This window comes from Acidimicrobiia bacterium (genome assembly GCA_030584185.1).
GTDB lineage: Bacteria > Actinomycetota > Acidimicrobiia > Spongiisociales > UBA11373.
This window is the reverse complement of record CP129495.1, coordinates 1,343,029-1,367,328: the sequence shown is the minus strand read 5'-3', so window position 1 is coordinate 1,367,328 and position 24,300 is coordinate 1,343,029. Positions and strand designations below refer to the sequence as shown.

Genomic DNA, 24,300 nt, shown 5'->3' with positions numbered 1-24,300 from the left:
GGGTCGACGCTAACCTCGGCCCATGACCCAGCCAGCGGACGAAGGGCCCGATTTCCCGGTGCGAATCGCCGAGTTCCTGGAGGCTCTGGCGGAGCGCATCCGTAGCCTCACCGTCGATCGCGTGGCCCGGGTCATCACATTCATCACCCTGGGCATGGTGGCGATGGTGCTGGTCGCAACCGCATTCATCTTCTTCCTGGTCGGGCTGTTCCGCCTCTCCGACCGCTTGATCTACAAGCTGTGTGACTGTGGGGGATCGATGGAGATCGCCTACGCCGTCGTCGGGGGAGTATTCCTGCTCGGCGGAGCGTTGTTGTGGGCGAAGCGCACCAGAGCGGAGAGACAATGACCGAGAAGGTGATCATCGTCGGGTCGGGTCCGGCCGGGCTGACCGCCGCCATCTACGCGGCGCGCGCCGGCCTCGACCCACTCGTGATCGAAGGCATTGCCGCCGGCGGACAGCTGATGCTGACCACCGAAGTGGAGAACTATCCAGGGTTTCCCGACGGGATCATGGGCCCGGAGATGATGGGCCTCTTTCGCAAACAGGCGGAACGGTTCGGCACCCGATTCATCACCTCCGACGCATCACGCGTCGACTTCTCCTCGACTCCCTTCGGCGTGTGGGTCGGCGACGAGGAGCACCGGTCGGAAGCGGTGATCGTGTCCACGGGCGCGTCGGCCCGCTGGATGGAGGTCCCCGGTGAGGAGAAGTTGCGCGGCCATGGCGTGAGCGCTTGCGCCACCTGCGACGGGTTCTTCTTCAAGGACCGGGAGATCGTGGTGGTCGGAGGCGGCGACTCGGCGATGGAGGAGGCGCTCTTCCTCACGCGGTTCGCCTCCAGGGTCACCGTCGTGCATCGCCGTGACGAGTTCCGTGCATCGCAGATCATGGCGCAGCGCGTCCTCGACCACCCCAAGGTCCAGGTCCGGTGGAACGCAGTCGTGGCCGAGGTGCTCGGCGACACCGCAGTGAGCGGTGTCGCCCTGAAGGACACCGTGACCGGCGAGGTGGAAGAACTTGCCACGGAAGGGGTGTTCGTCGCCATCGGCCACACGCCCAACACGGACCTCTTCCGCGGTCAACTCGACCTGGACGAGAAGGGCTATCTGAAGACATTCCAGGGGACCGCCACTTCGGTGGAGGGTGTGTTCGGCGGCGGGGACGTCGTCGACCACACCTACCGGCAGGCGATCACCGCAGCAGGAATGGGCTGCCAGGCAGCCATCGACGCCCAGCGGTGGCTGGAGAACCAGGAGTAGGGGCGACCACCGGAAGCCCCCTGTTCGCAAGAGACCAAGACATCCAAGGAGGTGAGGCCCGCAAGGGCACACGACATGGGAGACAACACGATCACCGCAACCGACGCCGACTTCGACTCACTGATCGCCGGCGACACCCCAGTTCTCGTCGACTTCTGGGCCGAGTGGTGCGGGCCGTGCCGCATGATCGCTCCGATCGTCGCCGAGATCGCCACCGAGTACGAGGGGAAGCTGAGGGTGGGAAAGCTCGACGTCGATGCCAACCAGCAGACCGCCCTCAAGTACGACGTGATGAGCATCCCGACCTTGATCGTGTTCCAGGGCGGCGTCGAGAAGAAGCGGATCGTGGGGGCCCGGCCCAAGCACGCCATGCTCGCCGACCTCGCCGAGTTCATCTCCTGACGCCCGGTCCTGCGACCATTGCGCCGTGGCGCTCTATCGAGTAGGTGACACCGGCGAGGCGGTCCGAGACATTCAGGACCGCCTGGTGGCGCTCGGGTTCTCCACTGCTCCCGACCCGCCCGGAGTCTTCGACGAAGGCACGATGTCGGCGGTGCGCGCCTTCCAGAAGGCGCGGCGACTCACGCCTGACGGGATGGTGGGACGCGAGACCTGGCGCACCATGGTCGATGCCGGACACCGCCTGGGGGACCGCCTCCTCTACCACCGGATGCCCATGCTCCACGGCGACGACGTCGCCGACCTGCAGCGGCGCCTGAACGCCCTCGGTTTCGATGCCGGCAGGGTGGACGGGATCTTCGGCGCGGCGACCCTGCGCGCCGTGCTCGACTATCAGCAGAACCGCCAGATGAGCGAGGACGGGATCGTCGGGCCCGAGATGGTGGGCGAGCTGAGCCTGGTCGGCAGGGAGACGGCAAAGATGGGACGCCACCATGTTCGTGAGCGGGTGTGGCTGTCATCACTTCCGACGGGCCTGGTGGGTCAGCGGGTGTTCATCGACGCCTTCTGTCGCGACGATCACGAGGCGGCGGAGGCCTGGACGGCGGCCGGCGCCGCGTCGCTCACCGTGCGCGACGTCGGGGGTCAGGCGATACTGTCACGGTCCGCCGACACCAGGCCCGCCGAGAGGCTTCGCGCCGATCACTCGAACGAGGTGGCGGCCGACATGGTTCTCGCCTTCTGTCATCCCGACAGCGACGAGCCCGGCATCTACTACTTCGCGTCGGCGCAGACCCACAGCGAGGCCGGTGCGGCCATCGCCTCAGGGTTGGCTGCTGCGCTCGGGGTCAAGCCGCTGGGCCGAAACACCCCGCTGCTGCGGGCGACGCGGGCCCCGGCGGTGGTGGTCTCGCTTCCCCGCCTCGATTCGGCACTCGGCCGGACTGTCGTGCGAGACATCGAGTCGTGGCTGCAGGCGGCGGCCGAAGGTCAGCCTCCGAGAAGTGCGCGGTAGATCCGTTCCAGGTCGTCCAATGAACCGAAGCGCACTGTGAGGCGGCCTCCGCCGCGCCTGCTGTAGTCGATCCGAACCGGGCTACCCAGCCGTTCCCCCAGGCGTTCCTCGAGAGCGAGGATCTGCGCCGAACGCTCCACCCGGGGTCGCGGCTTGGGCGCCGAATCACCGTCTTCGCTCTCACGAGCCCGTACCGCATCCTCCACCTGGCGCACCGACCATCCCTCGGCGACGGCCCGCTGCGCCGTTCTCACGGCGAATGCGATGTCGCTGGTTCCCAGCAGCGCCCGGCCCGCACCGGCGCTGAGGGTTCCCTCCGCCAGAAGAGCCTGAATCGCTCCGGGGAGGTTGAGAAGACGAACCGTGTTCGTCACCGCCGACCGGCTCTTCGCCACCCGGCTGGCCACCTCGTCGTGAGTCAACCCAAAATCTTCCATGAGGACTCGGTACGCCGCCGCCTCCTCGAGCACGTCGAGGTCCTGGCGCTGCACGTTCTCCACGACCGCCTCGACCAGTCGTCCCTCGTCGTCGCCGTCCTTGATCACGGCCGGGATCTCGGTGAGGCCGGCCATTCGCGCCGCCCGCAAGCGGCGTTCGCCCGCCACGAGCTCATGGCGGCCGTCGGCGCCTGCAGGCCGCACCACGATCGGTTGGAGGAGGCCGACGCTCCTGATGGAATCGGCCAGGGACTCCAGGGCCTCGCTGTCGAATCGCTCCCTGGGCTGGCGCCGGTTCGGATCGATGCTGTCGACCGGAAGCGTGGCGTAGCCCTCCACGGGTGTTTCGGCCGCCAACAGTGCCTCCAGGCCCCGTCCCAGCCCTGACTTACGCGCTGCCATGTCTCCTCCTGAACTCGTCGGCCAGCGCTCGGTACGCCTTGGCACCGACGCTCTTGGGATCGAAGGACTCGATCGGCTCACCGAAGGAGGGCGCCTCGGCGAGCCGGATCACCCGAGGGATGATCGTCTCGTAGGCGACATCGCCGAAGTACTCCCTCACCTGTCTCTCCACATCTGCCGCCAGCGTCGTCCGCCGATCGTACATGGTGATCACCGCTCCCTCAATCTTGAGTTGAGGGTTAAGGTTGGTCTGAATCGCTTGGATCGACCGCAGCAATTGGGTGAGACCCTCGAGGGCGTAGTACTCCGCCTGAATGGGAATCAGCACCTCATGGGCTGCGGTGAGCGCATTCACCGTGATCAGACCGAGGCTCGGTGGTGAGTCGATGAACACTGTCGCGAACTTCTGCTCCATCCTGGAGAGTGCGTTGGCCAACAGACGCTCCCGCGAGTATCGGGCAACGAGCTCGATCTCGACGGCGGCCAGGTCGATGGTGGAGGGGGCGACGAAGAGGTTCTTCATCGCTGTCGGCTCCAGGATCTCGTCGAGGGTGGTGTCCCCCACCAGGACGTCGTAGATCGACCTCTCCACGGTCCTCCGGTCCACCCCGAGACCGCTGGTGGCGTTGGCCTGGGGGTCGGTGTCCACGACGAGAACCCGTTCGCCCCTCTTGGCGAGTGCCGCAGCCAGATTGATCGTCGTGGTCGACTTCCCGACGCCGCCCTTCTGATTGGCGACGGCGACTACGACTCCGTGTGGGGAGACGGGTTCATTCACCGGCCGTCATGATAAGGAGCCAGGCGGCTCCGTCAAGGACCTCCGAGGGAACCCTCTCGATTCGAGCCGCTAGACCAAGTGCTTCGGCCACGCCGATCAGGTCGCGGCCGCGCTCCGGGGGATCCTCTCGCCGGCTGAGTCCGACCACCGATACACCACCTGGAACCAGCATCCGTGCCGACAATCCAACGGCCTCGGGAGGCTTCACAGAACCTCGAAACGTGATGCCGACCCAGGTGTCCGCCACGTCGAAGACGTCGCCCTGGGCGAAGTGGACGTTGGTCAAACCCAACACCTGAATGGCTCGCCTGAGGAGTCGGATGCGCCTTCCGCCACGATCGAGGAGAGTGACCTCGGTCTCGGGCCAAAGGATGGCCAGCGGGATCCCGGGCAGCCCGACACCACTACCCACGTCCAGGATCTCGAGGGGAGGTACCTCCCACGCACTGGCGAATGTGAGCGAGTCGGCAATGTGCCTCCCCCACAAGCGGCCCCCTTCGCGTGGGCCGAGGCCTCCCGCCGGCATCGCTTCAGCGATCAGCCAGGCGGCGAAATCCTCCAGCAGTGCGGCGCGACCTTCATCGAAGCCATGACCCGCCCACTCGGCGGCCCTGGCTGCGAGTTCGGAAGAGTCTGGCACCATGCAAGCATACCCGCGGCTCGCGGCGCACCGATGCCCTCAGGTGGTGTTCCACGTGAAACGGTGTGTCGTACCATCCGGGTGTTCCACGTGAAACGGTGTGTCGTACCATCCGGGTGTTCCACGTGAAACAAGAAGGGGGGCCGACGCTGCCGTCGACCCCCCATTCGAACCTTGCCTACTTCACTCTGCGGCGATCACGACCGATCGACGCGGTTCCTCGCCCTCGCTGAAAGACCGAACGCCCTCCATCTCGGCGATCGTGTCGTGAACCACCTTGCGGTCGGCGGCGTTCATGGGCTCCAGCATGACCTCGCCACCCTCGGACAGGACCTTCTCCGCCAGACGGGCGGCGTAGATCCGGAGTGCCTCACGGCGTCGCTCCGAGTATCCGGCGATGTCGAGCCTGATCTTCGCTCCAGCCATCGTGCGCCGCTGCACAACGGTGCGGCAGAGCTCCAAGGTCGCCTGGATGTTGCTCCCCTTGGCACCGACCAACGCCTCGGTCTGCTCGCCCGTCACGTCGACGAAGATCGCCTCGTCCTCGATACGGCCGGCGACGGTTCCCTCCAGACCGAATGCAGTGAGCAACCCATTGAGGAATGTCGTGATCACCGTTTGTTGTTCCTCGATCGAGATCTCCTCCCGATCATCATCGGATGATGGCGTTCGCACCGGGGCCTCCTTGGCTCGACGCTGATCGGTCTTCTCCCTGCCGGACCGCGGTGCTCTCTCCTTCGAGCGCGAATCACCTGCCGGCGCTCGGTCGCCGACCCTCGGTCGCCGACCCTCGTCGGGTCTCTTCGCTCCGCCCGAGCCTGCGTCCTCACTGCGGCGACCCCCCCGGCCTCGGCGCCTCTTGTTGGCCGACTCCTCCTTGCGCTTGACTCGAACCAGGGCGTCGGTACCCCCCATGCCGAGAAAACCGCGCTGGCCCTCCCTGATGATCTCGATGTCCGCCTCGTCTCTCGACGCAAGGCCCAGCTCGTTGAGTGCTGCTTGTATCGCCGTGTCGACGCTCGGCCCTTCGACCTCGACCCATTCCACCATCGTCAACTCCTTCTGCGCTTCTTGTTGCGCCGCTTCTTGGACCCTTGGGGCCGTCGGCTCTCCGGCCGCTGCGGTGTGGCCGCCTCGGCCTGAGTCTCCACTGCCCGCCCCGGGCCCTGACTGCCGGGCGCACCGCCCTTGGCCTTGGCCGGCCGAGCAGCGGGCTCATCCCGCCTGTCGTCGAGGTTCAAGATCAAGGCCTGCTGGCCGATCCGGAACAGCTGGCTGGCCGCGAAGTACACCACGAGACCAGCGGGAAGATTGAACGATATGAAACCAAAGAAGAGTGGAAAAATCTTCATGATGGCCTGTCCGGGCTGCTGCTGTCCGGGCTGCTGCTTGGCCATCGTCTGCTTCTGCTGCCAGTAGGCGGTGAGAACGACCAGGGCGATGGTGAGCAGGTAGGGAACCGCCCCCATGAAGCTCCCGCTGATCCCCAGCGCCTCGCTGCCACTGAGGGCCTCGTTTGGGGAGACTGCCAAATCCATCCACAAAAAGTCGAGCGACTTTCCGGCGGCGATCGCAGCCTCCAGGTCGCTGCCCGAGGTGACGTACTTCAGGGGGTCGCTCGATGCGGCGGAGAAGGAACGCAACACGCTGAACAGGGCGAACCAGATCGGCATCTGCAAGAGCAGGGGCAGGCAACCCGCAGCCGGGTTGACGCCCTTTTCCTTGTAGAGCGCCATCATCGCCGCCTGCTGGGCGGGCTTGTCGGCCTTGAACTCGCGCTGAATACGCTTGATCTCGGGCTGGATCTCCTGCATGGCCTTCATGGAGCGGGTCTGCTTCAGGGTCAACGGGAACATCACCAGGCCTACGGCGATGGTGAGAAGGATCACGGCGATCCCGAAGTTGGGAATCCATTCGTAGAAGAACGTCAGGGTTCCCCCGAGCAGGTCCTGGAGCCCGTTCCAGATCGACGACATCAACCCACCTCCTCGTCGGGATGTCCGGGCCGAGTCGGTACCGGATCGAAACCGCCTTGGCGCCACGGATGGCAGCGGCCCAGGCGTCGCAACGCAAGCCAACTCCCGCGAACCGCCCCCCACCTGTCGATCGCCTCGAAGGCGTAGGCCGAACACGAGGGGAGGTATCGGCAACGGTTGCCGAGGAGAGGGGACAGGGTTGCCCGATACGCCAGGATCGGTCGCTGCAACCACCAGCCGGCCTGGTACGGGCGAAGCCCGCCGACCAGCCTCTCGCGGGCCTCTGTTCCGGCTTCTGCTGCCTGCACTCTCACTCCTCCTCCAGCGCCCTGGTCAGCCAGGACACCAGCGTCTCGAACGGCGCACCGACCGCCTCCTGGCCGCCGGCGACCACATAGTCGCGCCCGTCTCGGAGCGGGCACCGGCACAGGGCCTCCCGGAGCCTCCGCTTGGCCCGGTTGCGTCGCACCGCCGATCCGACAGAACGACCAACGACCACGGCGACCCGTGGGGGACCCGGCTCGCCAGAGGCAGCGACGAGGGTGATGCCGCCGACCCTACGCCGGACTCCACTCCGTCGCACCCTCCCGATGTCGGTGCTCCTGGTCAGGGAAGCGTAGGGTCGAGCCCTACGCGCTGAGGCGGCTACGGCCCTTCGACCGACGGCGCTTGAGGATGGCGCGTCCGGCCCTGGTCCTCATGCGGAGTCGGAAGCCATGGCGCCGCTTGCGGCGGCGAACGTTCGGCTGATAGGTGCGCTTCATGGGGGGAGTCCCGGGACGAGAAGATGCGTCGGGTCGGAAGGGTACGAAGCCGGCGGCGCAATGTCAAAGGCGGATCACCACAGGCACCACGGCGCGAACAATCGCCGTGTGTCGCGAAAAGTAGACCAAGGCTCAACCGTCACCCAGGAAACCCCATCGGTTGTCGAGGGCGCGAAACTCGTCGTCGAAATCCGTTGAAAACAAAGGGGTCTCATCGCGCGGACCTCGACTGGAGCCGGCGTCTAGCCGCGGATTTCACGATCTTGTGGGCTCCCGGAGCCACTCCATATACTCGCCGGTCACCGGGTGCCCCACCGGTCACTTCCCACCAGCCGGGTTTGGAGGCGCACGGACCACCCGGCAGGGGCGAGAACGGGAAATCCGTCGTTCTCCACAGTTGTGGATAGTCCTGTGGAGAACCGGATGGGAGTAGGGGCCGTTGCCAAGGAGAGAAGGGGAGGACGTGGAGCCGCATCCTGCCGCGGACAATTGGGAGCGCTTTCGCCACGCACTGAAGGGCCGCGTGACCCCCGTCACATGGAGAGCATGGCTGGAGAGCCTGGTCCTCGAGGTGGACGGCAGCGTCGTCCGCGTCGTCGCTCCCAGCGAGTTCCACCTGCGTTGGGTCGCCGACAAGTACAGCGAACTCCTCACCGAGGTGGCCGCCGAGACCTTCCACCCCGGCGTCGTCGTCGAGCTCGCCGCCTCCGAAGATCCTGCCTTTGACGGACCCATCATGGACGACGAACCGGAGCCGGAGCCGACGGCCCCGGTGATCGCTCCCGGGGGGAGCGTCGGACCGGAAGACGGTCGCCTGGTCCCTAAGTACTCGTTCGAGAACTTCGTCGTCGGCCAGGGCAATCGCTTCGCCCACGCCGCCGCCATGGCCATCGCCGAACAGCCGGGCGGCCACTACAACCCCCTCTTCGTGTTCGGCGGCGCCGGCCTGGGGAAGACCCACCTGCTGCAGGCGATCGCCCAGCACGGACACGACCTCAACCCTCGCCTGCAGATCACCTACCTGTCGTCGGAGGCGTTCTTCAACCAGTTCATCGACGGGATTCGCAAGAAGCGCATGGACGAGTTCAAGGGTCGGTACCGCGGCGTCGACATGTTGTTGCTCGACGACGTGCAGTTCCTGGAGGGCAAGGAACAGATCCTCGAGGAGTTCTTCCACACCTTCAACTCCCTGTACGAGGCGGGAAAGCAACTCGTGTTCTCGGCCGATCGGCCGCCACGGTCGCTCTCTTCACTCGAGGATCGGATCCGGAGCCGCTTCGAGTGGGGGCTCACCACCGACATCCAGCCCCCCGACGTCGAGACCCGGTTGGCGATTCTCCGCAAGAACGCCGCCTACGCCCCGGTCAAGGTCCCCCAGGCTGTCCTCGAGTTCATCGCCAACCGGGTGGTGGACAACATTCGGGAGCTGGAAGGAGCGCTGACCCGGGTCACGGCGTACGCCGCCCTGACGCAGCAGCCGATCGACCTGGCCATGGCCGAGGACGTGCTCCAGGACCTTGGCCCGGCCCATGGGCAGGCTCCGATCAGTCCTCAGCGAATCCTGGTTGCGACCGCCGAGTCCTTCGGTGTCTCCATGCCCGACCTCGAGGGCCCCAGCAGGCGGCAGCCCCTGGCCCGCGCCCGACAGGTCGCCATGTACCTGTGCCGGGAGTTGACCGACCTCTCGCTGCCAAAGATCGGCGGCTTGTTCGGAGGGCGCGACCACACCACGGTGCTTCACGGCGTCAACAACGTCAACCGCCTCATGACCATCGACCCGACCCTGTTCGATCGTGTCACAGCCCTGTTGCAAAGTCTGCGGAGAACTCGATGAGTGGTCCACAGGCCAACCGCCACTCATCTGTGCCTGTGGAAGACAGGGTCCCTTCGTCCACAGGTGTGTGGAGGGCCAATGCACCCTCGACCAGCGGATTCGACGATTCGTCCACAATCCACACCCCCTACTACTACTGCTGTTGGCTTATGAATACTGAAGAGAAGTAGAAGAGAGAAAGGCCGATCTGTGCGTATTCGAGCGGAACGCGACGACCTGGTTGACGTGCTCAGCCGAGCTGCCCGGGCGGTGGGGACGCGGGCGCCTCTCCCCATCCTCCAGGGGTTGTACGTCGAGGTCGTCGGCAAGACCCTGGCGGTCACGGGTACCGATCTGGACTTGACCATCCGCACGGAGCTCGAGGTGGAGGTCCTGGAGGATGGGGCGGCCGTGTTGCCTGCGAGGTACGCCGTCGAGGCGGTGCGGAAGTTGCCCCCGGGGGCGATCGTCCTTCAGGCGCAGGAGGGCGAGGTGGAGATCAGCGGCGGAGGGCCGGTGTTCCGCTTCCGCGGGTTCCCCGTGGACGACTTCCCCAAGCTCACCGATCCGGACCTGTCGGGAGCGGTCGAGATCGACGGCGCAGCGCTGGAGTCCGCCATCGCCCAGGTGGCGGTGGCAACCGCCTCCGACGACGGTCGGCCGGTCCTCACCGGGGTCCACTTCGAGGAGCAGGCCGGCGCCCTGCGCATGGTCGCCACCGATTCCTATCGCCTGGCGGTGAGAGATGTCCCCGCCGCCGAGGTGAGCCTCACCGGCCTGGTGCCGGTGAGGGCGCTGCGCGAGGCGGTGCGGGCGATCGGCTCGGGCCAGATCAAGGTGGCGATCGGCGAACGGGAGGCGGCGTTCGCCTCGACGCGGGGAACTGTGACCACGAGGCTGATCGAGGGGACGTTCCCGGACTACAGGAGGCTTCTCCCCGACGGGTATCCGAACAAGCTCCGCATCGACCGGCGAGCCCTCTTGGAGGCCATCGACCGAGCCTCGCTGGTCGCCGAAGAGCACATCCCCGTCAGGCTCGCCCTCCAGGAGGGTGGCGTCGAGGTGAGCGTCAGCAGGCAGGACGTCGGAGGCGAGGTCGAGCATGTCGAGGCGGAGTACACCGGGGAGGAGATGACCATCGCCTTCAACAACAGGTATCTCAACGACGGGGTGACCGCGATCGGCGTCGACACGATCGAGCTCGAGGTCCTCGATCCCCTCAAGCCGGCCGTGCTGCGTGGGGAGGGCGAAGCTGCCTTCCTCTACCTGCTGATGCCGGTACGGCTGTAAGGGGCGGCGTCGGGTGCGCCTGGAGTGGCTCGCCGCCGAGCGCTTCAGGTGTTACGACAGTCTGTCGTTCTCCCCCGCACCGGGGATCAACGTTCTCGTCGGCGACAACGGGGCCGGCAAGACCTCGGTGTTGGAGGCGATCTCCTATCTGGCGACGACGACGTCGTTTCGCCGCTCCCCGGACGCAGCACTCGTGGCGACAGGGGAGATGTCGGCGATCATCCGGGGAGGGTTCGATGCCGGTCCGAGCGAGGCGACCGTAGAGGTGGAGATCTTCGTGTCGGGTCCGCGACGAGCGCTCCTGAACGGAAAGCGCCTTCGCGGACGGTCCGACCTGGCGGCGGTTCTGGCGGTGGTGGCGTTTCTCCCCGACGACCTGGACCTGGTGAAGCGGGGGCCGGCGCTCAGGCGTGAGTTCCTCGACGACCTTGCGGTGCAGCTGTGGCCGGCGGCCGCCGTCGAACAGGTCGAGCTGGAGCGCGTCCTGCGTCAGCGCAACGCCCTGTTGAAGCGTCACGGCCGTGGCGCCGACGCGACCACCCTCGACGTCCTGGACGAGCGCCTGGCCAAGACCGGATCTGTGGTGATGGCCAGGAGGCTGGAGGCCCTTGTCCTGGCCGCTCCCGAGGCGGCCGCTTCGTATCGGGAGATGGACCAGCAGTCGGCTGCTCTCTCCTGGGAGTACGCGGGGTGGGGAGTCGATCTCGTGGAGCCCGGCACCGATCGCGAGGTGATGGGGGAGCGGCTGCACCAGGCGCTCACGGAGGCGCGGCAGACGGACATGGAGCGGCGCCTGACCACGGTGGGTCCCCAGCGGGACGAGATCCGCCTCCTCCTCGATGGCCGCGACGTTCGGTCCAGGGCGAGCCAGGGAGAACAGCGGTCTATCGCATTGGGGCTGCGGCTGGCGGCCTACCGGACCATCGCCACCCTGAGGTCCGTGGAGCCCATACTCCTGCTCGACGACGTGTTCTCGGAACTGGACGCCGAACGCAGCCTGCGGTTGGTTCGTCAGCTGCCTACATCCCAGGTGTTCATCACCTCGGCGCGGCCAGAGGAGGTTCCCCTCAGCGGCCGAACGTGGCACGTTCTCGACGGGAGGGTTGCGGCGTGAGCGAAGGCCTCTACCCCGTGGGCAACGGCCTGCCCGAGTTGCTGAAGAGGTTGGGGATGCCGGAGGAGTTCGACGCGGCTCGACTCGCCGACGAGTGGGATGAGGTCGCCGGCCCGCCGTTCTCCGACCTCTCGGTCCCGGTCGCCTACGGCGCCGGCGAGTTGGTGCTGAGCGTCGTCGACGGGACCGCCGCCTCGCTCCTCAAGTTCAGGATCGGCGACCTGGTGGAGAGGCTCGCCGCCCGCTACGGCTCCGGGTGCGTGACCTCGGTGAGGTTGACCGTCGGAAGCAGAAAAAAGCCCTCTGACGTGGGCTTTCGCGACGACGGGGACCTTCGTTAGGCGCCCACCCGGGGGTATACTTACATCGATGTCGAAGGCCGTCTCGGGGAGCACTGCACCCAACCCCGGGGACGCCCTAGAGAGCACCGGAGCCGCACTGTGGCGGCGATCGACGACCCGAGGAGAATCGTGGTAGCGAGAAGCGCGTCCTCATACGGGGCCAAGGACATCACGGTTCTCGAGGGTCTCGAGGCGGTTCGCAAGCGTCCCGCGATGTACATCGGCTCGACGGGACCCAGGGGCCTCCACCACCTGGTCTGGGAGGTGGTCGACAACGCCGTCGACGAGGCCATGGCCGGCTACTGCACCCGGATCGATGTGACCCTCGCCACCGACGGGTCCGTGGTGGTGACCGACAACGGACGCGGGATTCCGGTGGACAAGCACGCCAAGACGAAGCTCCCGGCGGTCACCACGGTCCTCACCACACTCCATGCCGGCGGCAAGTTCGACGCCGGCGCGTACACGGTGTCGGGTGGACTGCACGGTGTCGGCGTGTCGGTGGTGAACGCCCTCTCGTCGCGCATGGAGGTCACCGTGCTGCGCGACGGATTCCATTGGGACCAGGCCTTCGAGCGGGGCCGCCCGACGGCTGGTCTCATCAAGGGGAAGCCGACCCGGAAGACGGGCACCACCGTCCGCTTCGTGCCCGACGGCGAGATCTTCAAGGAGACCACCACATTCGATTACGACATCGTCTCCTCGCGCCTTCGCGAGATGGCGTTCCTCAACAAGGGTCTCGAGATTCGGCTCACCGACGAGCGTGGCGACGAGCCGGTGTCCGAGACCTTCCGCTACACGGGGGGGCTGGTCGACTTCGTCAAGCACGTCAACTCCAAGCGCGAGCCGCTCCACCCCCACGTGGTCTCGTTCGAGGAGACCGGCGACGAGGCCGAGATCGACGTCGCCCTGCAGTGGACCAGTTCCTACACCGAGAACATCCTCTCTTTTGCCAACAACATCAACACGGTCGAGGGGGGCACGCACGAGGAGGGGCTGCGCAAGGCGCTCACCCGGGCGATCAACGATTTCGCCAGGGACCGGAGCCTGCTCAAGGAGAAGGACGACAACCTGGTCGGCGAGGACGTTCGCGAGGGGCTCACCGCCATCATCTCGGTCAAGGTCCGCCAGCCACAGTTCGAGGGTCAGACCAAGACCAAGCTGGGCAATACCGAGATCCGCTCTCTGGTGGAGGTAGCGCTCAACCGGCTCCTTCCCGACTGGCTCAACCGCCACCCGGGAGAGGCGAGGTCGATCGTCGACAAGTGCATGCAGGCGTCCCGGGCGCGACTGGCTGCCCGAGCGGCGCGCGACCTGACCCGGCGCAAGGGCCTCCTCGAGTCCTCGGGCCTGCCCGGAAAGCTCGCCGACTGCTCATCCCGGGACCCGGGCGAGTCCGAGCTGTTCATCGTCGAGGGCGACTCGGCCGGCGGATCGGCCAAGCAGGCCAGGAACAGCGAGTTCCAGGCGATCCTGCCCATCAGGGGCAAGATCATCAACGTGGAGAAGGCCCGTCTTCCCAGGGTGCTGCAGAACAACGAGATCCAGGCACTGATCACCGCCATCGGCACCGGGATCGGAGACGAGTTCGAGCGGGAGAAGGCGCGGTATCACCGGGTGGTGATCCTCACCGATGCCGACGTCGACGGAGCCCACATTCGCACGCTGCTGCTGACCTTCTTCTTCCGCCACATGCGCGACCTGATCGAGGCCGGCTACGTATACGTCGCCCAGCCCCCCCTGTATCAGGTGAAGGCCGGCCAGGAGGCTTCGTACGCCTACTCGGATCGGGAGCTCGAGGAGATCAAGGCGGGCCTCAACGGGAAGAAGGCTGCGATCCAGCGCTACAAGGGTCTCGGCGAGATGAACGCCGACCAGCTGTGGGACACCACGATGGACCCCGACGCCCGGGTGCTGCTGCAGGTGGGATTGGAGGACGCCTCTCTCGCCGACGACATCTTCCAGACGCTGATGGGCGACGACGTCGAGGCGCGACGCACCTTCATCCAGCGCAATGCCAAAGACGTCCGCTTCCTCGACTTCTAGGAGCCTTCAGGGATGACCGACGACAGGGAAGAGACCGGGCGCGTCGAGCTGATCGACATCGAGCAGGAGGTGAAGGCCTCCTTCCTCGAGTACGCCATGTCGGTGATCGTCTCGCGGGCTCTGCCGGACGTACGTGACGGTCTCAAGCCGGTGCATCGCCGGATCCTCTACTCGATGTACGACTCGGGAAGCAGGCCGACTGCACCGTTTCGCAAGAGCGCCCGCGTGGTCGGCGACGTGATGGGCTGGTTCCACCCCCACTCGGGGGAGGCGATCTACGACGCCATGGTCCGCCTCGGCCAGGAGTTCGCCAGCCGCTACCCGATGGTGCAGCCCCAGGGGAACTTCGGGACGGTGGACGACCCGCCGGCGGCGATGCGCTACACCGAGGCCCGGCTCAACCACCTGGCTCTGAGGCTCCTCGACGGCATCGACGAGGACACCGTCGACTTCGAGGACAACTACTCGGGCGAGCGACAGGAGCCACGGGTCCTCCCGGCGCGGTTCCCCAACCTTCTGGTGAACGGCTCCACGGGAATCGCCGTGGGGATGGCGACCAACATTCCGCCGCACAACCTGGGGGAGGTGATCGACGCCGTGGTCCACTTCCTCGAGAACCCCGACGCCGGCCCCGATGAGTTCCTCCGGTTCGTGAAGGGTCCCGACTTCCCCACCGGCGCCTACATCCTGGGCAACAAGGGGGTGCGCGACGCCCTGCTCACGGGCCGAGGATCGGTGAAGATGCGCGCCGTCGCCGAGGTGGAGGAGGTGCGCAAGGGCCGCTCCGCCATCGTGGTCACCGAGATCCCGTACCAGGTGTCGCGCGATCGGGTCATGGAGAAGATCGCCGACCTCGTGAAGGACAAGAAGATCACCGGGATCGCCGACCTGCGGGACGAGTCGGATCGCAACGGGACCCGCCTCGTCATCGAGTTGAAGCGGGATGCCGTCTCGCAGGTCGTACTCAACCAGCTCTACAAGAACACCCAGCTCCAGGAGACCTTCGGAGTCAACATGGTGGCGCTGGTCGACGGAGTGCCCCGCACGCTCAACGTCGGCCAGATGATCGGCTACTACGTCGATCACCAGATGGAGGTGGTGGAACGCCGCACCCGGTTCCGTCTCGACAAGGCCCTGGCCCGGGCGCACATCATCGAGGGTCTGCTGATCGCCCTGGACAACATCGACGAGGTGGTGGCGATCATCCGGGCCTCGGCGGACACCGAGGTGGCGCGCACCACCCTCATGGAACGCTTCTCCCTGAGCGAGATCCAGGCGACCCACATCCTCGACATGCCGCTGCGCCGGCTCACCGCCCTGGAGACCACCAAGCTGCGCGAGGAATGGGACGACCTACAGAAGACGATCAAGTTCCTGGAGGGACTGCTGAAGAGCCCGGCGAGGCGCAGGGCACTGATAGCCGACGAGCTGCGCGAGGTTCGGGAGAAGTTCGCCGACGAACGCCGGAGCCGGATCATTCCCGACGAGGGGGACATGTCTCTCGAGGACCTGATAGCCGACGAGGAGATCGTGGTGACGGTCACCGGCAACGGCTACCTCAAGGCGGTCAACGCCTCCTCCTACAAGACCCAGGGTCGAGGGGGCAGGGGCGTGCGGGCGGAGACCGTGCGCCAGGACGACCTCATCACCCATCTGGTCCACACCACCGCCCACACCTTCTTGTTGTTCTTCACCAACAGGGGAAAGGTGTATCGGGTCAAGGGTCATGAGATTCCCCGCAAGGAACGGACGGGCAAGGGGGTCCTGGCCCAGTCGGTGATGCCTCTCGGCCCCGATGAGGCGATCGAGGCGGTGGTCGACACCCGCGACTACGAGACCTCGCGCTACCTGGTGATGGCCACCCGAAAGGGCCTGGTGAAGAAGACCGAGTTCAAGGAGTACGAGAGCCGCAACGCGACCCTGGTGGCGATCAAGCTCCAGGAGGACGACGAGGTGGTCGCGGTTCGTACCACCATGGGCAAGAACGACGTGCTGCTCTTCACGAGGGACGGCAACGGCATCCGTTTCAAGGAGACCGACATCCGGGCTACCGGGAGAGGCACGCAGGGGGTCCGGGGGGTCCGTCTGCGGGAGGGAGATCGGGTCGTCTCGGCTGCGTCCGACCAGGAGGGTGACGAGGTGCTGCTGCTCACCACGGGTGGGTACGGCAAGCGGACCAAGCTCACCGAGTTCCGTCGCCAGACCCGCGGCGGTGTCGGGGTGAAGGCGATGAAGCTCACCCGGGTGCGCGGCAGCCTGGTGGCCGCCCGGACCGTCGCTCCCAACTCGGAGATCTTCGTCACCTCGTCGGACGGCGTGGTCATCCGCATGAACACCGACACGATCTCGCGCCAGAAGCGGGACGCCTCGGGGGTGAAGGTGATGAACACGGCGCCCGGCGCGGAGGTGTCGGCGTTCGCCCTGGTGCCGCGGGAAGAGGTCGACGGCGGGGACTGATGGGGGGGCGAGGCGCTGGGATGCCACACAAAGTCCGAGACCCTCGGTAACCTCACAGGACCCGGAACGGGAGCGTCATGGCCGTCCAGCGTGTACGGCGCGTCATTCGAAGAATCGACCCGTGGACCGTACTCAAGGTCTCGGCCGTGTTCAACGCCCTCATGGCGCTGGCGGTCGTTCTGGGGATGGTGATCTTCTGGGCGATCTTCGTCAACGCCGGAATCCCCGACAAGATCAACGATCTGGCGATGCAGGTCGGCCTGGTCGACGGAATCACGCTCGACGGAGCCACCTATTTCAGGATCGTGCTGGTGCTGGCCGTGGTGGGAACCATCCTCCTGACCGGACTCTTCACCCTGGGCGCCGTGATCTACAACCTGATCACCGATCTGGTGGGAGGCATCGAAGTGGTGATGCTCGAGGAGACGACGGGCACATCGGTGTCGCGTCCCCGGGTGACGCTTCCGTCGGGTAGCCGGACGACGGCGGCGCCCAAGCGAGGTGCCATCCCGACACCCCGACCGGCATTGGTGATGGACCCGGTTGATCCTCCGGTCGCCCCTGAGGTGGAACGAACCGCCTGACGCCGTCGGGCCGAACAGCCCTCAGGAGATGTGGGTGGCGACGCCCAGGCCGACCCCAAGAGCGGCCGAGAGAAAGGCGCCGGCGACGTCGGGTGGCTGGCTCCGCCCGGCGGGCGCCAGTCCCCTGGCCACGACCAGCGCCCCTGCCGCAAGGGTGATCCCCTCCAGATGCCACCGATCGTCGGCCACTCCGACCAGGCGCTCCGTCCAGGAGCCATCGACCCGGCCCCTCACGGTGGCCGCCGCCGCTCCCCAAGCCCCTGCGATGGGCACCTCGATGCCGCCCGCCGTCGGGCGCCCCCAGCGCGCGCCGACCGGCGCGGGGAATCCGACGGCGATGCCGCGACGAAGCGGCTTGCCTGGCACGGTCCAGGCGGCAGTGACCTCGGCCGAATCCTCGACCCGCGCCGCCTCGTGGATGGCGAGCGTGGCGGCGAGCCCGGCAAGACCGACTCCATCGAGCAGTGTCAGCCCGGCTGCGGAGTAATGGCCGGCCACCTCCGCCGACGCCTCCCCGGCGGCGACACAGTGAACCCCATCCTCGGCGGCGATGGCGGCGATCGGGGTCGGCTCCGGGTCGTCGGTGATCAGCAGGTCGAACCCGTCGAGCCCACCGATCGTCATGGTGCGACGATCGGAGATCCGTGGACCGTCGTACCCGTACAGTCCGAGCGCCACCAGTTCGGCCTCCGCCAGGAGTATCAGGCCGGCTCGCCTGCCGGCTTCGCCGGTCGGGTGCAGGGCCAGCCGCATCAGGCGGGGTCCCAGCGACCCGGGCGCCCAGGCGGCAGGTGGGGCCGCCTGCAGACCATGGCGGCCAAGCCCAACGCAGTCAGAGCGGCGATTGCCAGGGCGCGCAGGAGGTGGCGGGGCATCCTCGGAGTCTACGGGAAGGACAGGGAGAGGCCAGGAACTAGCCACTTGGAGTAGGGAAAACAAACACTCAAGGTATTTGGGCCTCCGCCGATATCGCACTCGAGCGGCCGGATCGTCCCACTCCACCGGAACGCATGGGGGGATTCCCTTCCTCCTCCAGCGGTCGCCAGCGGCCGATCCCTCTCGAGGGGTCGTCGAGCAGACAGAAGCGGGGCGCCCTGAGGGCGCCCCGCTTCTTCGTCGTTTCGGGGGCCTACTCGCCGCCCGGGTTGAGGGTGACTTCGCGTGGTGTGAAGCCGTTGCCCTCGGTGTCGAACCCGTCGGCCTTGAGGCTCGCCACGGCCGCCTCGGCCAGGTCGGTGCGGTAGGTGCCGTCGGCGGGCGAACTCGAGATCACGCCCTGGCCGGTGGCCACGGTGACCGTCTGCGCCCACAGCAGCGGGTCCATCACGCCGATGCCTGCAGGCGACGGCCAGATCAGCTTGTTGATCTCATTGAGCTGCCAGGCCTGGTGGCTGGCTCCCAAGGTGGGCCCGTTGTCGAGGACGATGTCCACGCATTCCTCGAAGTTGTCGCGGCAGAAGATCCAGCCGCGGAACGTTGCGCGCAGGAACCGCTCGGCGATGTCCTGGTTGGCCTCGTCTTCGAGCCAGTCGGCCCGCACCCAGATGGCGTCCTGGAGCATGGCGGTACCCAGGTCGTTGAAGTCGATGACGCTCAGATCGTCCGGGGTGTAGAGCTCACCGGTGTCCGGGTTGGTCGCCTCCAGCACCTGGGCGTACTCGTTGTAGGTCATGGCCTGCGCCGAGTCGATCTCCCTGTTGAGCAGCAGCGACATGTCGAACGGCTGCTGGACGATTTCGGCCGGGGTCACCTCGAAGAGCTCGATGGCAGCCGTCAGTTCGAACTCGTTGCCGAACCCCCAGGTGCCCACCTTCTTGCCTTCCCAGTCGGTCGGGCTGGTGATCCCCGAATCCGCCCAGGAGACCATGAGGGTCCCGGAGCGTTGGAACACCTGCCCGATGTTGATCAGGTCGGCACCCTCCTCGTTGGACACCAGCGCTTTGGGAACCCAGGCGAGGCCGAACTCGGCCTGGCCCGAAGCCACCATCTGCTGTGGGACGATGTCGACCGCCCCCTCGAGGATCTCCACGTCCAGGCCCTCCTCGGCGTAGAAGCCCTGGTCGACGGCTGCGAAGTACCCGGCGAACTGTGATTGGGTCACCCACTGCAGCTGCACCTTGACGCTGGTCAGTTCTGCGGCTGCCGTGGTCGTGGTTTCGGCGTCGTCGTCACCACACGCCGTCGCCACCAGGGCGAAGGCGGCGAGTACGGCGAACAGGCTGGCGAGGCGTCTCTTCCTCATGATCACTTTCTGTCTCCCTCCCGGCGAAGCGGTCTGCTCGGCCAGGACGCCAGGTTACGCGGCCGGCGGTCGTCGTGCCGGGCTCAGGTCGTTAGGTTGCGGACCGAGGCGTGCCACGGGATGAAGGCCCGCTCCGCCAGGACCACCGCCAGGTAGAAGACCAGGCCGGAGAACGAGGCGACCAGGATCGCCGCCCAGGCCTCGGCGAAGTGGAACAGCGCCGCCTGCTGTGAGATGTACACGCCCAGGGCCTGGCGGGACCCGCCGAAGTACTCGCTGACGACTGCGGCGATCACGCTGAGAGTGGTCCCCACCTTGAATGCGGCGAACACGAACGGCAAGGAGTTGGGAGCGCGCACCTTGCGCAACACATCCCGCGGGGCTGCTCCGTAGGAGTCCATCAGCTCGAGGAACCCCGGGCGAACCTCGGTGAGGCCCCGCACCGTGTTGATCATCACCGGGAAGAAGACCACCAGGGCGACCACCACAGCGCCGGGCCACATGCTGGTGATCGGGAACCAGTTGTTCATGATCGGCGCCAAGGCGATGATCGGGGTCGAGTTGACGGCGATGGCAAGCGGCATGGCGCCGTCGCGGATCAGGGGCCAGCGGGCGGTCACCAGGGCGACGCCCACCCCGGCAGTGGCTCCGAAGGCGAACCCCAGCATCGCCTTGCGCATCGTGAACCAGCCCGCAGAGACGACTACCGAGAACTCCTGTGAGAACACCGTGATGATCCGCGACGGCTTGGGGAGGATGAACCCCTTGATGTCGAAGATCCGGACGGTGGCCTCCCACAGGAGGATCCCGGAGATGAAGATGAGCACCGGGGGCAGGTAGCGGGCGACTAGCCCGAACCGACCGGCACGGCCGGCGACGTGCGTGGTCATCCGGCCCCGCGCAGTGCCTCGCGCACCTCGGTGAGCTTCTCGTAGAAGCGCCGATCCTCGCGGGTGTCGTCGTCGCGGGGTTGCGGCAGGTCGATGTCGATGATCCCGGAGACCTGGCCTGGTCGGGGGGACATCACCACCACCCTCGACGACAGGAACACCGCCTCCGGGATCGAATGGGTGACGAAGACGACCGTGGTGCCGGTCTGTGACCAGATGCGAAGTAGCTCGGCCTGCATTCGCTCCCGGGTCATCTCGTCGAGCGCCCCGAACGGCTCATCCATCAGCAACAGGCCCGGCTCGAATGAGAGCGCCCGGGCGATGGCCACGCGCTGCTGCATCCCTCCCGACAGCTGAAACGGGAAGTGGCGGTCGAACTCGGCGAGTTGGACCAGGTCGAGCATGGCCCGGGCACGGGCGGTGCGATCGTCGCGGGGACGACCCATCACCTCCAGTGGCAGCTCCACGTTGCGCAGCACGGTTCGCCAGTCGTAGAGGGTGGCCTGTTGGAAGACGATGCCGTAGTCGCGATCGCGCCTGGCCTGAGCGGCCGGCTTCCCATTGACCAGGATCTCGCCGGCGGTCGGCTGGGCCAGGTCGCCCACGAGACGCAGCAGGGTGCTCTTGCCACACCCTGACGGCCCGATGAGCGAGACGAACTCGCCGGGGGCGATCGCGAGGTCGATTCCCGACAGCGCCTCGACGCGGTCGGCGGAGCCTTCGTTGAAGGTCTTGGAGACCTGCCTGATCGAGACCGCAGCGGTGCTCATCGGGCGGGGAGGTTACCGGTGCGCAACCGGGATCGCGGGCGGTGCACCTACCAGCCACCCAGGCTGAACTCGCTGCCACCGTCGTCACCTCGAGAGGTCTCGGTGCGACGCCATCGGGCCCGAGAGAACCCACTGTGGTACTCGAGTCGAGCCGTCACGTATTCGTGGTCTCCTCGCAGGCGCCGCGACCTGGCCTGCATCATCAGGGCGAGCGCGGTGGTGCTCGCGGTCAGGATCAGGAGGACGACGACACGCGTCACCCCGCTCTTCGGGGCGATCACCCACCAGCCCCAGCCGAAGGCGACGGTCCACGTCGAGAGCATGAAGCGGATCATCGGGACATTATCGCCGCGGCAGCCAGCCGATTGACCCCACAGGCCGGCCAGGCCCGTCCAACCTTCGCCCGAGGCAGGAGCATGCCGACGTCACTGCGATCGCATCCCGATCTCCGCCAGAGCCGCCGAAGGCGAACCACTCAGGGCCGACCTGACGGTTGCCGAAGAAACCGGTAAACCTTCCAGCCCCTAACAGCGAGTTACCCGCGAGATGACCATTCAGCCAGCGAGGTGGCGCTCCATGACGGAGAGGACGGCGGAGGAGATCGAAGGCCTCCGCTCGATCCATGCCGTCCCCGACTTCGAGTCCTTCTACCGGCGCGAGTACCGCGCCGTCGTGGGTCTCGCGTTCGCACTCTCGGGAAGCCGCCTCGTTGCCGAGGACATCGCCCAGGACGCCTTCCTCGCCGCCCACAAGCAGTGGGACCGCATCGGGGGGTTCGACCGCCCGGAGGCGTGGGTGCGCCGGGTGGTGTCCAACCTGGCGGTGTCGGCCTTCCGGACCCGGGTTCGGGAGGCTTGGGCGCTTGCGCGGTTCAAGCCGCGCGACGAGTACCTGCCGCGGCTTCCGGCCGAGGACGCCGATTTCTGGAAGGCGGTGCGAGGGCTTCCCAACCGTCAGGCGCAGGTGATCGCCCTCCACTACCTGGAGGATCGCCCGGTGGCCGAAATCGCCGGGATCCTCGGCTGCACCGAGAACACGGTGAAGGTCCATCTCCACAACGGGCGGGAGCGTCTCGCCCGACGGCTCGACGAGAGGTGGGACAGCACATGAACATCGACACCCGAGCCCAGCACGCCGCGATTGCTCTGCAGCGTTCGCTCACCGGCGTGAGCCCTGTGGGGATGCCCGCCGTCGCCCGCCGGCACCGGCTTTCCGTGCTCGTCGGGCTCGCCGGAGCGCTGGCCATTGCCTTCGCCTCCATGGCGCTGGCCTCGATGATCACCGAGACGCCCTCTGAGGAGACCGCAACGGTCGACCCGACTCTCCCGGCAGATCCGGGCCTGGTCGCCCTGCCCGAGAACGGGACGCCCGGCCCCGGTGTGTGGCAGGGCAACTCGAAGGCAACGGGGCCCGAGGCCTACACCAAGTTCAGCGGCACCGGGACACCGGGCGCAGAGGTCCTCGCCTACTCACCGTACGGAAGCGCCTCCACGAGCGTGGGTGACGACGGGCGGTTCAGCCTCAAGCTGTGGTTCGAGGATCCGCCTTCCGGCGTCACCTTCCCGGTGACGCTCACCATCGAGGGCGTCAGCCACGACTTCGAGTTCACCTGGCTGTGGGACCCCGCATCGGTCGTCGTCGAGGCCCATCAGGTGTTCGGCGAGAGCGATTCGACCACGCCTTATGAGAAGTTCTTCGGCACCGCTCCGCCCGGGACCGAGATCGTGGCCACCTCCGAGTTCGGCTCGGCCTCGACGACTGCTGGTGAGCACGGCTCCTGGCTGCTCAAGGTGTGGTTCGAGGGCCAGCCCGCCGGCGAGCCGTTCCCGATCACGGTGATGGTGGGAGAGCAGGCGTTCGAGTTCGACTTCCTGTGGATCCACACCGAGATGAGCCCGCCACCTGCGCCTTCGATCGGCATCTCCCAGGAGGGCACATCTTCGAACTCGAAGGATCCGTACACCCGGTTCCACGGGACCGCCCCGGCAGGCACCACGATCGCTGCCATCAGCGAGTACGGGTCGGCGGACCTGACGGTCGGCGAGTCGGGCGAGTTCAGCCTGAAGGTGTGGTTCTCCGGCGCCCCCAAGGGCGTGAAGTTCCCGATCACGGTCAAGGTGAACGGGGAGAAGTGGAGCACCTACTACTTCACGTCCAACTACAGCGCCACGACGACCACCTCCGGTTTCAGCCTCACCCAGTACAACACCGAGTCCTGGGCCGCCTCACCGTGGGTCAAGTTCTACGGCACGGCGGCGCCGGGCACGACCCTGGCGGCGATCAGCGAGTACGGGTCGGCCGACATGACCGTCGACTCCAACGGGGAGTACTACTTCAAGCTGTACTTCTCGACCCTGCCTCCGGTCGGTCAGCAGTTCGCCGTGACGGTCAAGGTGAATGGCCAGGTGTACGGAACCTATCCGTTCACCTCATGGTTCGACGCCAGCAACGTCGAGACGACCGTGAACCAGTACAACACCGAGTCGTGGGATGCATCGCCCTGGATCAAGTTCCATGGGACCGCCCCCGTGGGCACCCAGATCGAGATCCTGAGCGAGTACGGGTCGGCGTCCTACACCACCGAGGGGATCGAGTGGCTGAAGAAGCTGCACTTCACCACCCTGCCGCCCGCCGGTCAGCCGTTCCCGGTGACCGTGAAGGTGAACGGTGAGACCTGGGGCACCTACCAGTTCACCTCCCACTACGCCCCCGGCGAGGTGGAGAAGACCGCCAACAAGACATACGGCTCCTGCAGTGAGGACCCGCCCTACGACATCTACCACGGGACCGCTCCGGCGGGGACCTCGGTGGACATCACCAGCGCCTACGGGTCGGGGTCGACCACCGCCGACGGCGAGGGGAACTGGCAGAAGCAGGTGTTCTTCTCCGGCGCACCGATCGGCGAGCCGTTCACCGTGACCGTGAACGTGGGCGGCACCGTGTTCGAGTTCCCGATGACCGTCACCGAATAGGGACCGGCCGCCGCGACGAAGAGAGGCCCCGCGGACTCCCACCCGGGGCCTCTCTCCTCGTCTGCAGCGGAGGCGGTGTGGGGCTAATCTGCCACCGAGAGGGGAAG

Annotated in this window: 27 protein-coding genes; 13 read left to right on the top strand and 14 right to left on the bottom strand. The window is 66.8% G+C overall.

The genetic code is table 11. The features are described 5' to 3' along the window. Window positions 1–22 precede the first annotated feature (22 nt). From QY307_06995 to QY307_06980, 4 genes are all read left to right on the top strand, one after another. Window positions 23–349: a hypothetical protein gene (locus QY307_06995; protein ID WKZ81844.1), complete on the top strand. Its 327-nt coding sequence runs from the start codon at window positions 23–25 to the stop codon at window positions 347–349. Next, window positions 346–1,263 (top strand): thioredoxin-disulfide reductase, encoded by a 918-nt coding sequence (gene trxB, locus QY307_06990; protein WKZ81843.1) that lies wholly within the window; start codon window positions 346–348, stop codon window positions 1,261–1,263. Before QY307_06995 ends, trxB begins: the two co-directional genes overlap by 4 nt. 75 nt (window positions 1,264–1,338) lie before the next feature. Continuing rightward, window positions 1,339–1,665: a thioredoxin gene (gene trxA, locus QY307_06985; GenBank protein WKZ83773.1), complete on the top strand. Its 327-nt coding sequence runs from the start codon at window positions 1,339–1,341 to the stop codon at window positions 1,663–1,665. Window positions 1,666–1,690: 25 nt separating this feature from the next. Continuing rightward, window positions 1,691–2,677, top strand: a complete 987-nt coding sequence (locus tag QY307_06980) for a peptidoglycan-binding protein (GenBank protein ID WKZ81842.1) — start codon at window positions 1,691–1,693, stop codon at window positions 2,675–2,677. Here the strand turns inward: QY307_06980 and QY307_06975 are convergent. The 8 genes from QY307_06975 to rpmH form a co-directional block, all read right to left on the bottom strand. Continuing rightward, window positions 2,653–3,516, bottom strand: a complete 864-nt coding sequence (locus QY307_06975; GenBank protein ID WKZ81841.1) for a ParB/RepB/Spo0J family partition protein — start codon at window positions 3,514–3,516, stop codon at window positions 2,653–2,655. The genes QY307_06980 and QY307_06975 overlap by 25 nt on opposite strands. Further along, window positions 3,503–4,294, bottom strand: a complete 792-nt coding sequence (locus tag QY307_06970; GenBank protein WKZ81840.1) for an AAA family ATPase — start codon at window positions 4,292–4,294, stop codon at window positions 3,503–3,505. Before QY307_06970 ends, QY307_06975 begins: the two co-directional genes overlap by 14 nt. After that, entirely contained in the window at window positions 4,287–4,934 is a 648-nt protein-coding gene (locus QY307_06965; protein WKZ81839.1) for a class I SAM-dependent methyltransferase, read from the bottom strand. Before QY307_06965 ends, QY307_06970 begins: the two co-directional genes overlap by 8 nt. Window positions 4,935–5,117: 183 nt before the next feature. After that, window positions 5,118–5,984: an RNA-binding cell elongation regulator Jag/EloR gene (gene jag / locus QY307_06960; GenBank protein ID WKZ81838.1), complete on the bottom strand. Its 867-nt coding sequence runs from the start codon at window positions 5,982–5,984 to the stop codon at window positions 5,118–5,120. 2 nt (window positions 5,985–5,986) lie between these two features. Continuing rightward, window positions 5,987–6,910: a YidC/Oxa1 family membrane protein insertase gene (locus QY307_06955; protein ID WKZ81837.1), complete on the bottom strand. Its 924-nt coding sequence runs from the start codon at window positions 6,908–6,910 to the stop codon at window positions 5,987–5,989. Beyond that, a complete protein-coding gene (gene yidD, locus QY307_06950; GenBank protein ID WKZ83772.1) occupies window positions 6,910–7,140 on the bottom strand; it encodes a membrane protein insertion efficiency factor YidD in 231 nt (76 codons plus the stop codon). Before yidD ends, QY307_06955 begins: the two co-directional genes overlap by 1 nt. 80 nt (window positions 7,141–7,220) lie before the next feature. Further along, window positions 7,221–7,493, bottom strand: a complete 273-nt coding sequence (locus tag QY307_06945) for a ribonuclease P protein component (protein WKZ81836.1) — start codon at window positions 7,491–7,493, stop codon at window positions 7,221–7,223. 46 nt (window positions 7,494–7,539) lie between these two features. Next, window positions 7,540–7,674 carry a 50S ribosomal protein L34 gene (rpmH, locus tag QY307_06940; GenBank protein WKZ81835.1) on the bottom strand — a complete coding sequence of 45 codons (135 nt, stop codon included), beginning with the start codon at window positions 7,672–7,674 and terminating at the stop codon, window positions 7,540–7,542. A 523-nt stretch (window positions 7,675–8,197) separates the two neighbouring features. Here rpmH and dnaA point away from each other — a divergent pair. From dnaA to QY307_06905, 7 genes are all read left to right on the top strand, one after another. Beyond that, entirely contained in the window at window positions 8,198–9,508 is a 1,311-nt protein-coding gene (gene dnaA / locus QY307_06935) for a chromosomal replication initiator protein DnaA (protein ID WKZ81834.1), read from the top strand. 225 nt (window positions 9,509–9,733) lie between these two features. Beyond that, window positions 9,734–10,777 (top strand): DNA polymerase III subunit beta, encoded by a 1,044-nt coding sequence (gene dnaN / locus QY307_06930; GenBank protein WKZ81833.1) that lies wholly within the window; start codon window positions 9,734–9,736, stop codon window positions 10,775–10,777. Window positions 10,778–10,790: 13 nt separating this feature from the next. Then, complete coding sequence (locus QY307_06925; protein ID WKZ81832.1) at window positions 10,791–11,891, top strand: DNA replication/repair protein RecF; 1,101 nt, start codon at window positions 10,791–10,793, stop codon at window positions 11,889–11,891. Then, window positions 11,888–12,232, top strand: coding sequence for a DUF721 domain-containing protein (locus QY307_06920; GenBank protein WKZ81831.1), 345 nt, complete (start codon window positions 11,888–11,890; stop codon window positions 12,230–12,232). The genes QY307_06925 and QY307_06920 overlap by 4 nt, the downstream gene beginning before the upstream one ends. A gap of 129 nt (window positions 12,233–12,361) precedes the next feature. Further along, a complete protein-coding gene (gyrB, locus tag QY307_06915) occupies window positions 12,362–14,278 on the top strand; it encodes a DNA topoisomerase (ATP-hydrolyzing) subunit B (protein ID WKZ81830.1) in 1,917 nt (638 codons plus the stop codon). Between the two features lie 12 nt (window positions 14,279–14,290). Then, window positions 14,291–16,735: a DNA gyrase subunit A gene (gene gyrA, locus QY307_06910; protein WKZ81829.1), complete on the top strand. Its 2,445-nt coding sequence runs from the start codon at window positions 14,291–14,293 to the stop codon at window positions 16,733–16,735. 77 nt (window positions 16,736–16,812) lie between these two features. Next, entirely contained in the window at window positions 16,813–17,319 is a 507-nt protein-coding gene (locus QY307_06905; GenBank protein WKZ81828.1) for a DUF3566 domain-containing protein, read from the top strand. Between the two features lie 21 nt (window positions 17,320–17,340). Here the strand turns inward: QY307_06905 and QY307_06900 are convergent, their stop codons facing one another. The 6 genes from QY307_06900 to QY307_06875 form a co-directional block, all read right to left on the bottom strand. Next, window positions 17,341–18,072 carry a hypothetical protein gene (locus QY307_06900; GenBank protein ID WKZ81827.1) on the bottom strand — a complete coding sequence of 244 codons (732 nt, stop codon included), beginning with the start codon at window positions 18,070–18,072 and terminating at the stop codon, window positions 17,341–17,343. After that, a complete protein-coding gene (locus tag QY307_06895) occupies window positions 18,072–18,194 on the bottom strand; it encodes a hypothetical protein (protein ID WKZ81826.1) in 123 nt (40 codons plus the stop codon). The genes QY307_06900 and QY307_06895 overlap by 1 nt, the downstream gene beginning before the upstream one ends. 254 nt (window positions 18,195–18,448) lie before the next feature. Beyond that, window positions 18,449–19,561, bottom strand: coding sequence for an ABC transporter substrate-binding protein (locus tag QY307_06890; GenBank protein ID WKZ81825.1), 1,113 nt, complete (start codon window positions 19,559–19,561; stop codon window positions 18,449–18,451). An 83-nt stretch (window positions 19,562–19,644) separates the two neighbouring features. Next, a complete protein-coding gene (locus QY307_06885; GenBank protein ID WKZ81824.1) occupies window positions 19,645–20,451 on the bottom strand; it encodes an ABC transporter permease subunit in 807 nt (268 codons plus the stop codon). Then, window positions 20,448–21,221 (bottom strand): ABC transporter ATP-binding protein, encoded by a 774-nt coding sequence (locus QY307_06880; protein WKZ81823.1) that lies wholly within the window; start codon window positions 21,219–21,221, stop codon window positions 20,448–20,450. Before QY307_06880 ends, QY307_06885 begins: the two co-directional genes overlap by 4 nt. Window positions 21,222–21,268: 47 nt before the next feature. Next, window positions 21,269–21,556 (bottom strand): hypothetical protein, encoded by a 288-nt coding sequence (locus QY307_06875; GenBank protein WKZ81822.1) that lies wholly within the window; start codon window positions 21,554–21,556, stop codon window positions 21,269–21,271. A gap of 241 nt (window positions 21,557–21,797) precedes the next feature. Between QY307_06875 and QY307_06870 the strand changes: the two genes are divergently transcribed. Together QY307_06870 and QY307_06865 are read left to right on the top strand one after the other, a co-directional pair. Continuing rightward, window positions 21,798–22,331, top strand: coding sequence for a SigE family RNA polymerase sigma factor (locus QY307_06870; GenBank protein WKZ81821.1), 534 nt, complete (start codon window positions 21,798–21,800; stop codon window positions 22,329–22,331). Continuing rightward, the gene (locus QY307_06865) at window positions 22,328–24,193 is read left to right on the top strand and encodes a hypothetical protein (GenBank protein WKZ81820.1); all 1,866 of its coding nucleotides are present in this window, start codon (window positions 22,328–22,330) and stop codon (window positions 24,191–24,193) included. Before QY307_06870 ends, QY307_06865 begins: the two co-directional genes overlap by 4 nt. The last annotated feature ends 107 nt before the right edge of the window (window positions 24,194–24,300 follow it).